The following is a 13,975-nucleotide window of genomic DNA, read 5'->3' on the forward strand; positions in this document are numbered from 1 at the left end:
TTTGGCAGGGGAGGAAGGACTCGAACCCTCGCATGTCGGAATCAAAATCCGATGCCTTAACCAACTTGGCGACTCCCCTACACAGGAGGCGGCTCGCGCCGCCCCCGAAACCCTGTCGCCTCACCTCACGACGTTCACCCGGCCCAGTCCGCCAACGGATGGCGCTCCAGGCCCCGGCACATCCGACCCATCCAGCCGGGCGGAAGCGCGCCGGCCTCCGTCATCCCGAACCGCGGTGCATCGCCCGTGCCGGCTTCCGCAAACACCGCGCTGCCCGAACCCGTCATGCGGCCGTTGCCGAACCGGGTCTGCAGCAGCGTCAGGGCCTCGGCCACCTCGTCGCTGTAGGCCATTGCGGGCCCCTGCAGGTCGTTGTGACCAAACCCCGGGGGGTCTGCAAGAAAGCTCGATATTGTAGCAGCGGCGGTGTTCCTGACCAAGGTCGGACTGCCGAAAATGGCCGCGGTCGGCACGGCGACGGCCGGCTTCAGCACCGCCCACCAGCGGGGCGCCAGGTCGATGGGGGTCAGCCGGTCGCCGATGCCCTCGACCCAGGCGTTGCGGCCTCCGACGAAGAACGGCACGTCCGCGCCCAGCCGGGCGGCGAGCGCCAGCAGGCGCTCGCGCGGCCAGTCGATCGCCCACAGCCGGTTCAGCGCCAGCAGCGTCGAGGCGGCATCCGAGCTGCCACCGCCCAGGCCGGCACCCCAGGGCACCTGCTTGTCGATGGAGATGTCGGCCCCGAGGCGACAGCCGCTCTCCCGCTGCAGCAGGCGCGCCGCGCGCAGGCTGAGGTCGTCCTCCGGCAGGGCTGCCGTCAGGTCGTGGCGCCGGAGCAGGCCGTCGTCGCGCCGCTCGAAGTGCAGGGTGTCGCACCAGTCGATCAGCGCGAACACCGACTGCAGCAGGTGATAGCCGTCGTCGCGGCGGCCGACGACGTGCAGGAAGAGATTGAGCTTGGCCGGCGCCGGAACGTCGTGGAGCATCTTCACGGTAGCGCCTCAGGAGCCGTCGAGTCTGGCGCGCACGACCACCGCGGGGCTCGACGCGCGGCGCGCCTCGATCCGACCTTCGGCGTGCCGCGACAGGTCGACCGACCACCCGAGCTGCATGAAGCCGCCGGCGGCCGGCACGCTGGGCGCGCCCGGCCAGGCACGACCACGCAACCAATCGAAGAGCGCCGCGAGCGGCACCGCCTCGCCCAGCGCGTCGGCGGCCAGACTGTCGAGATCGGGATAGATGCGCTCGCCGTCGCTGGCCCGCAGCCGCACCCGCCCCGCCGACCAGTCGGCGCTGGCGACCTGGGTGCCGAGCGGCGAGGTCAGCGTCAGCCGCCCTTCGGCGGGCGAGCCCTCGAGCTCGAAAGCCGCGCTGAAGGACCGGCTGGTGTCGCCCTCGACCTGCACCGACAGGCGACCGGCCAGGACGTCGGCCGCGCCCGACTTCGGCCCCACGCCGGCGCACGCGGCGAGCGCCGCGCACAACAGCACCGCCGCGAGGCGCCCCGCACGCCCCAGGCTCAGACTCACAAGTCGACCTTGAGCCGCGCGAGCGTTTCCTTCAGCACGTCGTTGCCGGCATCGCGCGAACGGCCTTCGGCCCAGACGCGGCGCGCCTCGTCGCGCTTGCCGCTGACCCACAGCACCTCGCCGAGGTGGGCGGCGATCTCGGTGTCCGGCCGCGCGCGGTAGGCCTGGGACAGCCACTGGAGGGCCTGCTCGCGGTTGCCGAGCCGGTACTCCACCCAGCCCATGCTGTCGATCAGGAAGGGATCGCTCGGGGCGAGTTCGAGGGCCTTGGCGATCAGCTGCTTCGCCTCGGGCAGGCGCCGGTTGCGATCGGCCAGCGAGTAGCCCAGCGCGTTGTAGGCGTTCGGCTGCTGCGGCTTGAGCGCGATCACGCGACGCAGCAGCTGCTCCATCTCGTCCATGCGGTCGAGCTTCTCGGCCATCATGGCCTGCTCGTACAGCAGGTCGGTGTCGTCGCGGAAGCGCTGGTTCGCCTCGACCAGCACGCCGAGCGCCGACGACCACTGCTTCTGGTCGCGCAGCAGCTGGGCTTCGGCCAGCAGCTTGGCACGCGCCTCGTCGGGCGTGCGTTCGGGCAGTTTGCGCAGCAGGCTGCGGCCCTCGGGCAGGCGACCCTGCTGGGCCAGCAGCGAGGCGCGGCGCGACTGCACCGCCAGCGCCTGCGAACCGTCGACCTTGGACAGCCAGGCCTCGGCGCCCTTGAAGTCGCGCCGCTGCTCGGACGCCTGGGCCAGCATCAGGTAGGCCTGCGCCATGCGCTGGCTCGGCGTCGACGCTTCTTCGTCCTCGCCGTCGGCTGGGTCGGCGGCGGCCTCGGCCGACTCGGCGCGCGCCAGGAACTGGCGCAACGCGGTCTCGGCCTCGGCCGGCTGCTTCATCTCCAGGCGCAAGGCCCCGAGCGTGAGCCACGCATCGCTGAACTGCGGCGCGTCGCGCGTGACCACTTCGAGCTGCGTGGCCGCGTCGGCGTAGCGCTGGCTGATCGCCAGCGATCGCGCATAGACGAGTCGCACGGCGCTGCGCGTCGTCACCGGTGCCGGCGGTTGCGCGTCCAGGAAGGCCGACACCAGCGCCTCGGCGCGCGGCTCGGTCGGCAGCAGTTCGACGGCCAGCAGCGCGGCTGCCTCGGCGCCCGCGTTCAGCGCCTGCGCCCGCCGCGCGGCGTCGTAGGCCCGTGCGGGCTCGCCGGCTGCAAGGCGCGCGCGGCCGAGCGCCACCCAGGCCGACACCGCCGTCGCCGGCAGCTCGCCGGCCACCCGGCCGTCGGCATAGGGCAGCAGCACCTCGTCGAGCACGGCGGCCGTCGCCTTGCGATCGGCGGCACGCGCAAAGTAGGCCGGCAGCGAGGCGATGGCCGCGGGTCGCTGCTCCGTCGACACCGATGTCAGCAGCGAGCGCAGCGGCACGGCGGTCTCGGCACTTCGGTTCAGCGCCACCAGCAACTGCACCTCGTAGCGATGCGCCTCGAGCGAGCGGGGCACGGCCTGCCGCCAGGCGCGCGTGGCTTCCAGCGCCTGGTCGCCGGCCTGGGCCTGCAGGGCGATGTCGGTGGCGCGCCGGAACAGCCGCTCGTCGCGGGTCTTGCGCGCCGCGTCGAGCAGCACCTGGAAGCTGCTGCCGGCGTCGCCGCGGTTCAGCTCGATCTCGCCGATCAGCAGCTGATAGAACAGCGGCGCATCGAGCGCGGAGTTCGCGGCCGCGTCGGGAGCCCGGGCCACCGGGACGGACTGCGCCGATGCCGCAGTGGCGAAGAGGCCCGCGACCGCGAGGGTCAGCACAGCAAGACGGATGGCGGACATCGGCAACTCCAGAGTCGAAAACGATTCTATGCACCCACCGCTACAGTGCGCAGCCATGCCCGAGTTGCCCGAGGTGGAAGTCACGCGCCTGAGCCTGGTCGATCGACTGCGCGGCGCGCGCATCGATGCGGTCCGGCTCGGCAAGCCGCTGCGCTGGCCGCTGGGCTGCGAGCCGGGGACGCTGGTCGGCCGGCGCGTGGCCGACGTCGCGCGGCGTGGCAAGTACCTCTGGTTCGCTCTCGACCAGGGCGGCCTGCTGGTGCACCTGGGCATGTCCGGCTCGCTGAGCCTGTCGCCGGGCGGCGCCGCACCCGGTCCCTGGGATCACTTCGACCTCGTCACCGACCGGGGATTGCTGCGCCTGACCGATCCGCGCCGCTTCGGCGCGGTGGTCTGGGCTGCGGCGCCCGGCGACGGCCTGAGCGGCCGCCTGCTGGCCGGCCTGGGCGTCGAGCCCTTCGATGCCGCCTTCGATGCCGAGTGGCTCCACCGCGGCCTGCGCGGCCGGCGCATCGCGGTGAAGCAGGCGCTGCTGGCGGGCAACATCGTGGTCGGCGTCGGCAACATCTACGCGTCCGAGGCCCTGTTCCTCGCCGGCATCGACCCGCGCCTGCGGTCCGACCGGCTGAGCCGGCCGCGCTGCGAGCGCCTGGTGAGCGCCGTGCGCCAGGTGCTGTCGCAGGCGCTGGCGCTGGGCGGATCGACGCTGCGCGACTTCCGCGACGCGCACGGCATGAACGGCGAGTTCCAGGATGCCGCGCGCGTCTACGACCGCGAAGGACTCGCCTGCGTCGACTGCGGACAGCCCATCCGCCGCATCGTCCAGGGCCAGCGTTCGACCTACTTCTGCGCCCGCTGCCAGCGGCGCTGAGCGTGGTCGCCGGCCCGCGGCACTGTCACATCTGCATACGTCTTGATCGGCCGGCAGCGTGACAAGTGACGCGCCGCCCACGGGCACGGCGCGCTGCCTGCGATACCATGAAACTCTCTCGACAGTAAGGCCTTCGGACCATCGCATGTCTGCCTCGTTTGCCCACAGCGTCGACGCCCTCGGCCATTGGCGCAACGAGCTCGAGTCGCGGGTCCGGGAGCTGACGCGCTTCCTGCGCGACCACGAACTGCTCGACGATCCGGCCGCCGACGTCCTGGAGTCGCTGCGCCAGCGCCTCGCCGGCGAGAAGCTCGTGGTGGCCTTCGTCGCCGAGTTCTCGCGCGGCAAGTCCGAGCTGATCAACGCGATCTTCTTCGCCGACACCGGACGGCGCATCCTCCCCGCCACCGCCGGCCGCACGACGATGTGCCCGGTCGAGCTCGGCTACGAGGCCGACGAACCGCCGGGCATGGCGATGCTGCCGATCGAGACGCGCCTGCAGGGCCACTCGCTGGCCGAGCTGCGTCGCCAGCCCAAGGCCTGGAAGCTGACGCCGCTGGACCTGGGCGATACCGAAGGCCTGGCCCAGGCGCTGCTGCAGGTCACGCAGACCCGCCAGGTCAGCCTGGACACCGCGCGCGACCTCGGCTTCTGGCACGACGACGCGCCCGACGACAACCCGCCGATCGACGCGCAGGGCCTGGTCGAGATCCCGGCCTGGCGCCACGCGCTGATCAACCTGCCGCACCCGCTGCTGCAACGTGGGCTGGTCGTGCTGGACACGCCGGGCCTCAACGCGATCGGCGCCGAGCCCGAGCTCACCGTCGGGCTGCTGCCGGGTGCGCACGCCACGGTCTTCGTGCTGGGCGCCGACACCGGCGTCACCAAGTCCGACCTGGCGATCTGGCGCGACCACCTCAACGCGCCGGGCGTCAGCCGCTACGTGGTGCTGAACAAGATCGACACCCTGGCCGACGTGCTGAGCACGCCCGAGGAAACCGAGGCCCAGATCGAGCGGCAGTGCATCGACGTCGCCAACACGCTGCAGCTGCCGCGCGAACGCGTCTTTCCGCTGTCGGCCAAGCAGGCCCTGACGGCTCGCGTCGCCGGCGACGACGCTGCGCTCGATGTGAGCCGCCTGCCGGCGCTGGAGGCCGCACTCAACGAGCGACTGCTGCCGCAGCGCCAGCAGATGCTGGCGCAGGTCGGCGTGCAGGGCATCGCGCGCGTCGAGCAGCAGGTCGGTCGCCGCCTCACCGACCGCCGCCGCCAGCTCGCCGAGCAGCTGCTCGAGCTGCGCGGCCTGCGCGGCAAGAACAGCGCCAAGGTCAAGCTGATGCTCAAGCGCGTCGACACCGAAGCCGCCGAGTTCGAGCATTGCATCTCGCGCCTGCAGGCCATGCGCGTCGTCCACACGCGCATGCTCAAGGACGCCCTGCTCGACCTGGCCAGCGACCGCCTGCGCGAGCACGTCAACGAGATGCAGGACAGCATCCGCAGTTCGCTGCTGCAGCTGGGCGCGCGCAAGGCCTTCCTCACCTTGTGCAGCCAGTTGCGCGAGCGCATGACGCGGGCGCAGGCGCGCGGCGACGAGATCCACGCGATGCTGCAAGCCTCGTTCGAGACGCTGAACACCGAGTACGGCTTCAGCCTGATGGCCGCGCCCAAGCCCGACCTCGGTCGCTTCGTCGCCGACCTCGACCTGATCGAGCGCAACTACGTGCAGTACCTGGGGCTGACCCAGGCACTGAAGCTGACGCAGGAGCGCTTCCTCGAGCAGTTCCGCCGCATGCTGGTGTCACGGCTGCGCGTCGTCTTCGAAAGCGCCAGCGGCGAGCTGGAGCTTTGGAACAAGACCGCCTCGGCCCAGATCGACACCCAGTTGCGCGATCGCCGGCGCGGCTTCAAGAAGCGCCGCGAGGCGCTGGAGCGCATCCAGACCGCGGCCGGCGAACTGGAGTCCCGGCTCGCCGAGCTCGAAACCCAGGACCAGCGCCTGCAGCAGTTGCAGCAGCGCCTGGCCGAGCTGGCGCGCGGCGCGCGCGAGCACGCCGACCCCGCGCAGGCGCAGCCCGCCGACCCGAAGGAGTCGTCGGCGGCCGCGGGCATCGACCTGCTGCTCGACCTCGAACCCGATCCGGCGCGCGCTTGAGCGCCGCGCCGCATCGGCCGGCGTCGCGCGACGTCGCCGGAGGCGACTTCGCCGCTCGCGTGGTCGCCTGGCAGCGCCGCCACGGCCGCCACGGTCTGCCCTGGCAGGGACAGCGCGACCCCTACCGCGTCTGGTTGTCCGAAGTGATGCTGCAGCAGACCCAGGTCACGACGGTGCTGGCCTACTACGCGCGCTTCCTGCAGCGCTTTCCCGACGTCGCCACGCTGGCGGCCGCACCGCTCGACGAGGTGCTGGCCGCGTGGAGCGGCCTGGGCTACTACAGCCGCGCGCGCAACCTGCATCGCTGCGCGCAGACCGTCGTCGACCACCATGGCGGCCGCTGGCCCGAGGACGCCGAGACCCTGGCCGGCCTGCCCGGCATCGGCCGCTCGACGGCGGCGGCGATCGCGGCCTTCTGCTTCGGCCAGCGCGCGGCCATCCTCGACGGCAACGTCAAGCGCGTGCTGGCGCGATCGCTCGGCTTCGGCGACGACCTCGCGAGCACCCGGCACGAGCGCGCGCTGTGGATCCGCGCCTGCGAACTGCTGCCGGCCGACGCCGCCGACATGCCCGCCTACACCCAGGGTCTGATGGACCTGGGCGCGACCGTCTGCCTGACCCGCAAGCCGAACTGCCTGCTGTGCCCGGTGCAGGACGCCTGCGTCGCACGGCAAGAGGGCCGGCCCGAGGCCTACCCGGTCAAGAGCCGCAAGCTCAAGCGGACGCGACGCGAGAACTGGTGGCTGTGGCTGGAGGCGCCCGGCGCGGTCTGGCTGCAGCAGCGGCCGCCGACCGGCGTCTGGGCCGGCCTGTGGAGCCTGCCGATGTTCGACGACGAGGCCGCGCTCGACGCCGCGTCACGCGGACTCGGCATCGCACCCGAGCCGCAGCCGCGCGTCGAACACGCGCTGACGCACTTCGACTGGACCCTGCATCCACGACGCGCGCTGCTGCCCGGGCAGCTCGACCTCGCGTCGCAGCTCGGCGCCGGCCGCTGGGTGCCGCTCGACGCGCTGCACCAGCTGGGCATCCCGGCGCCGCTGGCGCGGCTGCTGGCCGCTACTTCGCCAGCGCCTTCAGCGCGCGCTTGATGCCTTCGCTGACGCCGGTGTCGGCCGGCAGGGCCTTGACCGCTGCCTGCGCCTCGCGCTCGCTGTAGCCCAGCGCGACCAGCGCCTGCAGGATGTCGGCCTGTGCGTCGCTCGCCGGCGCGCCGCCGGCCGGGCCGAGGTCGGCGCCGAGCTTGCCCTTCAGTTCCAGCAGCAGCCGCTCGGCGGTCTTCTTGCCGATGCCCGGCACCTTGACCAGACGGCTCGCGTCCTGCGCCGTCACCGCCTGGGCCAGGTCACCCACGCTCAGCCCCGAAAGGAGGGACAGCGCCGTGCGCGGCCCGACGCCGGAGATCCTGATGAGCTGGCGGAAGGTGTCGCGCTCGCCCGGCGTGAGGAAGCCGAACAGCACCTGGGCGTCCTCGCGCACGACGAAGTGCGTCAGCAGCGTCACCCGCTCGCCGACGGCCGGCAGGTTGAAGAAGCTGCTCATCGGCACGTCGAGCTCGTAGCCGACGCCGTTCACGTCGAGCAGGATCTGCGGGGGGGACTTGTCGGCCAGCAGGCCAGTCAAACGACCGATCATGGCCGCGGAGTATCCGCGACGGGCCGCGCGAGGCGGCAGGCTATCTGCGGAACAGGCCCAGGCGCTGCGCTTCCAGCGCCACCTCGGCCCGCGAGCTGACGTTGAGCTTGCGGTAGATCTGCTTCACGTAGTCGGCGATGGTGTGGCGCGACAGGTTCAGCTGCACGCCGATCTCGGGCAGCGTGTAGCCCTTGGCCACGCGCAGCAGGACCTCGTTCTCGCGCTCGGTCAGCGTGACGCCCGGCATCAGCGGCGTCTTCTCGCGGAACTGGCTGCGCTGCTGAGCCGCGAAGTACTGGATCACGCGGCGCGCGATCGACGGCGACAGCGGCGGCTCGCCCTGGCTGATGCGCTTCAACTGCTCGGCCAGCTGCTCGCGCGACTGCTCCTTCAGCAGGTAGCCGAAGGCGCCCGCCTGCAGGGCCGGGAAGAGGTGATCGTCGTCGTCGTGGATGGTGACGACGACCGACTGCGCCTCGGGCTGGGCGTCGCGCAAGGCGGCGACGACCTCGACGCCGGAGCCGTCGGGCAGGCCGAGGTCGACCAGGGCCAGGTCGAAGCGCTGCGCGCTGATCTGCTCGCGCGCGTCGTGCACGCGCGCCGCCTCGGTGATCTGGGCTTGCGGAAACACCTGCAGGGCCAGCGCCTTGAGCCAGACGCGGATCTCGGGCAGGTCTTCGAGCAACAGGATATGGGTCATCTCGCTCACGCCTTCATCGTAGCAGCCGCTGCACAAACTTCCATGCCGGATTGCGCGATCGTGGCAAGGGACTCACAGCGGAAGCGTGAGGCGGATCACGGTTCCATAGCCGGGCCCCGACTCGACGAGGCACTGGCCCTGCATCTGCTTGGCCCGCTGCTTCATGCTCGCCATGCCGTGGCCGCGGTCCAGTCGGCCGTCGAGTTCGAGCGGGATGCCGCGGCCGTTGTCGCGGATCACCAGCTGGAACTCCTCGTCGACCTTGACCTGCACCACCGCACGCGATGCGCCGCTGTGCTTGATCAGGTTGCTGGTGGCCTCGCGCAGCACGCGCGTGGTCTGCACATAGGAGCGCGCGGCCAGCGTGCGAGGCGTTGCCGGCTCGCTGCTCTGCCACTCGATCTCGATGCCGGCATCGCCCAGGCGCGACACGGTCTCGGCACGCCAGTCGGCCAGCGCGTCGGTCAGTTGCACCGGCTTGCCGGCGATGCCGCGCACCGACAGCCGCATCTCCTCGAGCGCCTCGCGCGCCAGCGTCGAGATGCGCTCGTCGGTGCTGGTGTGCACGATGGTCAGCAGCTTGGCGCCCAGGTCGTCGTGCAGGTCGGCGGCGATGCGCTTGCGCTCCTTCTCGGCCACCTGCTCGACCCGCACCTCGGCCAGGTGCGAGAAGTTGCGCTCGATCTCGGCCGAGATCTCGTGCACGCGCTGCTCGAGCTGCTGACGCGCGGCCTCGGCGGTCGTCAGCGCCTGGGCGAAGGTCTGCACCAGCCGGAAGGCCAGCGCACAGAACAGCACGGGGATCGCGAAGTGGATCACGTGGACGTGCGGCAGGTCGAAGACGCGGTCCTGGATGCCGACCTCGATGGCCACCACCACCGCGACCAGGCCGAGGATGCTGCCGAGCAGCCAGAACTCCTCGCGGCGCGTGCGCCACGCGTGGGCCAGGAAATAGCCGATCGTGACGAAGACCTCGAGCGCCAGCAGCGAATAGCAGATCGCCGCACCGGTGAACAGGCGCTCCGGCCCCAACGCCAGCAGCAGCGCCGGCAGCAGCAGGCACTGGCTCCACAGCGCGAGGTCGAGCTTGCGGTTGGCGACGCCGCAGTAGCGCAGCAGGAAGAGCAGCGCGCACACCGACAGCGGCACGAAGGCGATGCAGCTCAGCAGCTCGAGCGTGCCGTGCGCCAGCGGGATGTCGCGCCACCAGACGCGCGAGCTCAGCATCGCCCAGCCGATGGCCACGACGCCGAAATAGAACAGGTAGCCGGCCCGGCGCACCCAGGCCAGCGCCAGCATCACCACGCCGACCATCACCAGCGTCGCCGCGATGATCTGCGCCAGCGTGACGTTCCAGAACACCTGGCGCTCGTGGCGGTCCGCCAGCAGCGGGTGCGGCCCGACGATCACCTCCGACAGGCCCCCGGCGCGCTGGCGGCCCGACACGCGCGGCAAGGCGAAGCCGACCACCTGGATGTCGAGGCGATTGCCGCTCGCGGTCAGCAGCCCGGCCGGCAGCGAGATCAGCTGCGAGCGGTAGCAGTTGCGCGTCACCGGCTCGCGCAGCCGACCGCCGCGGTACAGCAGCTGCCCGTTCAGATGCACCTCGAGGTTGGAGCAGACGCGCGGCAGGTAGACGGCCAGCAGCGTGGCGGCCGGCACGGGCGGCGGATCGAAGTCGAGGCGGTACCACCGGACCTGCTCGCCCGGCCCGCTCGGCCCGGTCCAGTCGTCGGGCAGGGCTTGCGGCACGTAGTGGCCGCCGTCCGGGGGCGCCAGGGTCGGCGCCGGCACGCTCAGCGCCTGGGCCTGGCGCAGGGTCAGCAGCGCAGCCTCGTCGGCCCCGCCGGCCGGGCCGGCGAGCCCGACCAGCGCTGCCAGCAGGAGAGCGAGGCGCAACATGGCGGGCGATTGTGCAGGATGCATCCTGGCGGCGCGCTGGCCTCGACGGGCCGCACCCCCGAAGCAGGGGCGCGCGACAATCGCGGCTCCAACCGCCCCGCCGACGCCGTGATCCTGCGCCACGCCTTCATCCCGCTCGACAACGCCCGCCTCGCCCACCTGTGCGGCACGCTCGACGAGCACCTGCGGCAGATCGAGGCCGCCTTCGGCGTCGGCATCACGCGGCGCAACGAATCCTTCGCCATCGATGGCCCGAAGGCCCAGGCCGAGCGCGCCGCCGCGCTGCTGCAGAGCCTGTACGACCGCGCCAGGAAGCCGATCGCGCCCGAGGCGTTCCAGCTCGCGCTGGTCGAGGCCGCGCAACCGGCCGCGCGCACCGACGGCAAGGGCGCGGCCGCGGCCGACAGCGAGATCGTGCTGCGCACCCGCCACGCCAACCTGGCCGGTCGCACGACGAATCAGACCCAGTACCTGCGCCACATCCTCGAGCACGACATCGCCTTCGGCATCGGTCCGGCCGGCACCGGCAAGACCTTCCTGGCCGTGGCCTGCGCGATCGATGCGCTGGAGCGCAGCGCCGTGCAGCGCATCATCCTCACCCGCCCCGCGGTCGAGGCCGGCGAGCGCCTGGGTTTCCTGCCCGGCGACCTGGCGCAGAAGGTCGATCCCTACCTGCGGCCGCTGTACGACGCGCTCTACGACCTGATGGGCTTCGAGCGCGTGACCAAGGCCTTCGAGAAGGGCACGATCGAGATCGCGCCGCTGGCCTTCATGCGCGGGCGCACGCTGAACCACGCCTTCGTCATCCTCGACGAGGCGCAGAACACGACCACCGAGCAGATGAAGATGTTCCTCACGCGCATCGGCTTCGGCTCCAAGGCCGTGGTGACCGGCGACGTGAGCCAGATCGACCTGCCCAAGGGCGTGGAAAGCGGCCTGGTCGAGGCCGAGCAGGTGCTGCGGCGCGTGAAGGGCATCGCGATGACGCGCTTCACCGCCGCCGACGTGGTGCGCCACCCGCTGGTGGCACGCATCGTCGAGGCCTACGAGGCCGCCGCGAAGCGCGGCGACTGAACGACGACCGACCGACACCGGGCATGGCCGCCGCGACCTCTCCGCCGCTGACGCTGTCGCTGCAGTTCGCCGACGCGAGCCACCGCGCGCAACTGCCGCGCCACAAGGTCGCGCGCTGGATCCGTGCCGCACTGGAGGCGCCGGCGCAGATCACCGTGCGCATCGTCGGTGCCGACGAGGGCCGCGTCCTGAACCGGGACTACCGCCGCAAGGACTACGCGACCAACGTGCTGACCTTCGACTACGAGAGCGAGCCGGTGGTCGTCGCCGACCTGATCCTGTGCGCCCCGGTGGTCGAGCAGGAGGCCCTCGAGCAGCGGCGCCCGCTCGAGGCCCACTACGCCCACCTGGTGGTGCACGGCGCGCTGCATGCGCAGGGCTGGGACCACGAGGACGAGGACGAGGCGCGGCAGATGGAAGCGCGCGAGACCGAGCTGCTGCGCGCGCTCGGCTACGCCGACCCCTACGCCTGAGAGCGCCCGCGCCATGCCCCTGGTCGTCGCCAGCTGCGTGCTGCTGATCGTCGCCACGACGCTGATGCACTACGAGGTGCTGAGCTGGCTGACGCGCGCGCTCGAGCGGCTGCGCTGGCCGGGCCGCGCCAAGCTGGTGGTCGCGGTGCTGGGCTGCTTCGTCGGCCACGGCGCCGAGATCCTGCTCTACGGCGCCGGCTACTGGCTGCTGATCGCGACTGCCGGGCATGGCGCGCTGGGCGGCAGCGCGGCGCCGGACCTCGGCAGCGCGCTGTACTTCTCGGCCGAGACCTACACCTCGCTGGGCTTCGGCGACGTCGTGCCGTCAGGGCCGGTGCGGCTGCTGGCCGGCGTGGAGGCGCTCAACGGCCTGCTGCTGATCGGCTGGTCGGCGTCCTTCCTCTACCTGGAGATGGAGCGCTACTGGAAACGCCGCGATCGCTGATCACGTCTTCAGGATCGCGAGACCCTTCAGGTACTCGCCCTCGGGGAAGGTGATCGTCGTCGGGTGGTCGGGCGCGGCCTCCAGCCGCTCCAGCAGGTAGCCATCGACGCCGGCATCGAGCCCGGCGCCGGCGACGATCTTGTGGAACAGCGAGGCATCGACGCCGCCGGAGCACGAGAACGTCAGCAGCAGCCCGCCCGGCACCAGCAGCTTCAGCGCCAGCCGGTTGATGTCCTTGTAGGCGCGCGCCGCCCGCTCGGCATGGCTGGCCGTCGGCGCGAACTTCGGCGGATCGAGCACGATCGCGTCGAAGCCGGCACCCTCGTCGATCAGCCGGCGCAGCGTCGCGTTGACGTCGGCGTCCAGCGCCTCGTGCGCGGCCGCGTCGTGGCCGTTCAGCACCACGTGCGCCCGGGCGCGCGCCAGCGCGGGCGCCGACGAATCGACGCTCGTCACCTGCGCCGCGCCCCCCGCCAGCGCCGCCACCGAGAAACCGCCGGTGTAGCTGTAGCAGTTCAGCACGCGGCGACAGCCGAACTGGCGGACGAACTGCATGAAGCGCAGGCGGTTGTCGCGCTGGTCGAGGTAGTAGCCGGTCTTGTGGCCCTCGGCGACGTCGACGGTGAGGCGCCAGCCGTGCTCGCGGATCGTCAGTTCGGTCGCGCCGCCGTCCGCATCCGGTCGGCGCAACCAGCCGGTGGCGGGCGGCAGGCCTTCGAGTTCGCGCACGCTGGCGTCCGATCGCTCGTAGAGCCGCGTGCAGCCGGTGGCGGCCAGCAGTGCCTCGGCGATCGCGGCCTTCCAGCGCTCGACGCCGGCGCTCAGGAACTGCACGCTCAGCGTGTCGCCGTAGCGATCGGCGACCAGGCCAGGCAGGCCGTCGGCTTCGCCATGCACGAGCCGCAGCGCGTCGCTGTCGATCGCGAGACGCTCGCGCATCGCCACCGCGCGCTGCACGCGGCGCGCGAAGAAGGCCGCGTCGATGCGCTCGGCCGCGTCGAAGCTCCAGGCCCGCACGCGGATCTGCGAGGCCGGGCTGTAGGCAGCCCAGGCGAGGAAGCTGCCGTCGGCGGCATCGACGCGCACGGTCTCGCCGGGGTCGGCGCGGCCCGTGGCGATGCTGCCCTCGAAGACCCAGGGGTGGCGCCTCAGCAGCGAGCGCTCCTTGCCGGGGCGCAGGCGGATGGATTTCATGGCCGCGATTGTCGTCGCGGCCAGCGCCTCACTTCTTGCGCGCCCGCGGATGCGCCGCGTCGTAGGCCTTGGCGAGGTGCTGGAAGTCGAGCTTGGTGTAGACCTGCGTCGTCGTGATGTTGGCGTGGCCCAGCAGTTCCTGCACCGCGCGCAGGTCGCCGCTGGACTGCAGCAGGTGCGAGGCGTAGCTGTGGCGCAGCA

14 protein-coding genes and 1 tRNA gene are annotated in these 13,975 nt (G+C 71.9%); 6 read left to right on the top strand and 9 right to left on the bottom strand.

The window, feature by feature from the left end:
* Positions 1-2: 2 nt before the first annotated feature.
* The 4 genes from QZV97_RS18590 to QZV97_RS18605 all read right to left on the bottom strand — a co-directional run bounded on the left by QZV97_RS18590 (position 3) and on the right by QZV97_RS18605 (position 3,328).
* A tRNA-Gln gene (locus QZV97_RS18590) sits at positions 3-79 on the bottom strand.
* Positions 80-134: 55 nt separating this feature from the next.
* Positions 135-986 carry a 4-(cytidine 5'-diphospho)-2-C-methyl-D-erythritol kinase gene (gene ispE / locus QZV97_RS18595; RefSeq protein ID WP_295646158.1) on the bottom strand — a complete coding sequence of 284 codons (852 nt, stop codon included), beginning with the start codon at positions 984-986 and terminating at the stop codon, positions 135-137.
* A gap of 15 nt (positions 987-1,001) precedes the next feature.
* Positions 1,002-1,529: an outer membrane lipoprotein LolB gene (locus QZV97_RS18600; RefSeq protein WP_295646130.1), complete on the bottom strand. Its 528-nt coding sequence runs from the start codon at positions 1,527-1,529 to the stop codon at positions 1,002-1,004.
* Complete coding sequence (locus QZV97_RS18605; RefSeq protein WP_295646134.1) at positions 1,526-3,328, bottom strand: tetratricopeptide repeat protein; 1,803 nt, start codon at positions 3,326-3,328, stop codon at positions 1,526-1,528. Before QZV97_RS18605 ends, QZV97_RS18600 begins: the two co-directional genes overlap by 4 nt.
* Before the next feature lie 55 nt (positions 3,329-3,383).
* On the opposite strand from QZV97_RS18605, the gene mutM reads away from it, so the two are divergent.
* The 3 genes from mutM to mutY all read left to right on the top strand — a co-directional run bounded on the left by mutM (position 3,384) and on the right by mutY (position 7,442).
* Positions 3,384-4,199 carry a bifunctional DNA-formamidopyrimidine glycosylase/DNA-(apurinic or apyrimidinic site) lyase gene (gene mutM, locus QZV97_RS18610; protein WP_295646137.1) on the top strand — a complete coding sequence of 272 codons (816 nt, stop codon included), beginning with the start codon at positions 3,384-3,386 and terminating at the stop codon, positions 4,197-4,199.
* A 145-nt stretch (positions 4,200-4,344) separates the two neighbouring features.
* Positions 4,345-6,351, top strand: a complete 2,007-nt coding sequence (locus QZV97_RS18615) for a dynamin family protein (protein ID WP_295646139.1) — start codon at positions 4,345-4,347, stop codon at positions 6,349-6,351.
* The gene (gene mutY / locus QZV97_RS18620) at positions 6,348-7,442 is read left to right on the top strand and encodes an A/G-specific adenine glycosylase (RefSeq protein ID WP_295646142.1); all 1,095 of its coding nucleotides are present in this window, start codon (positions 6,348-6,350) and stop codon (positions 7,440-7,442) included. The genes QZV97_RS18615 and mutY overlap by 4 nt, the downstream gene beginning before the upstream one ends.
* Here mutY and ruvA read toward each other — a convergent pair.
* The 3 genes from ruvA to QZV97_RS18635 all read right to left on the bottom strand — a co-directional run bounded on the left by ruvA (position 7,411) and on the right by QZV97_RS18635 (position 10,588).
* Complete coding sequence (gene ruvA, locus QZV97_RS18625; protein ID WP_295646144.1) at positions 7,411-7,986, bottom strand: Holliday junction branch migration protein RuvA; 576 nt, start codon at positions 7,984-7,986, stop codon at positions 7,411-7,413. The two genes, mutY and ruvA, sit on opposite strands and share 32 nt — an antisense overlap.
* 40 nt (positions 7,987-8,026) lie before the next feature.
* Complete coding sequence (locus QZV97_RS18630; protein ID WP_295646161.1) at positions 8,027-8,686, bottom strand: response regulator transcription factor; 660 nt, start codon at positions 8,684-8,686, stop codon at positions 8,027-8,029.
* 72 nt (positions 8,687-8,758) lie between these two features.
* Positions 8,759-10,588, bottom strand: a complete 1,830-nt coding sequence (locus tag QZV97_RS18635; protein ID WP_295646146.1) for an ATP-binding protein — start codon at positions 10,586-10,588, stop codon at positions 8,759-8,761.
* Between the two features lie 108 nt (positions 10,589-10,696).
* Here QZV97_RS18635 and QZV97_RS18640 point away from each other — a divergent pair, with 108 nt between their 5' ends.
* From QZV97_RS18640 to QZV97_RS18650, 3 genes are read left to right on the top strand one after another with little or no spacing between them, the layout of a single operon-like run.
* The gene (locus tag QZV97_RS18640; protein ID WP_295646164.1) at positions 10,697-11,662 is read left to right on the top strand and encodes a PhoH family protein; all 966 of its coding nucleotides are present in this window, start codon (positions 10,697-10,699) and stop codon (positions 11,660-11,662) included.
* 23 nt (positions 11,663-11,685) lie between these two features.
* Complete coding sequence (gene ybeY, locus QZV97_RS18645) at positions 11,686-12,135, top strand: rRNA maturation RNase YbeY (RefSeq protein WP_295646149.1); 450 nt, start codon at positions 11,686-11,688, stop codon at positions 12,133-12,135.
* 13 nt (positions 12,136-12,148) lie between these two features.
* Positions 12,149-12,580 carry a potassium channel family protein gene (locus QZV97_RS18650; protein ID WP_295646152.1) on the top strand — a complete coding sequence of 144 codons (432 nt, stop codon included), beginning with the start codon at positions 12,149-12,151 and terminating at the stop codon, positions 12,578-12,580.
* Here the strand turns inward: QZV97_RS18650 and QZV97_RS18655 are convergent, their stop codons facing one another.
* Positions 12,581-13,774 carry a class I SAM-dependent methyltransferase gene (locus QZV97_RS18655; protein WP_295646155.1) on the bottom strand — a complete coding sequence of 398 codons (1,194 nt, stop codon included), beginning with the start codon at positions 13,772-13,774 and terminating at the stop codon, positions 12,581-12,583.
* A gap of 28 nt (positions 13,775-13,802) precedes the next feature.
* Positions 13,803-13,975: tyrosine-type recombinase/integrase (locus tag QZV97_RS18660; RefSeq protein WP_295646168.1), on the bottom strand; the 173-nt coding region annotated here is incomplete at its 5' end.

This window comes from uncultured Methylibium sp. (assembly GCF_902826655.1).
Lineage (GTDB): Bacteria > Pseudomonadota > Gammaproteobacteria > Burkholderiales > Burkholderiaceae_C > Methylibium.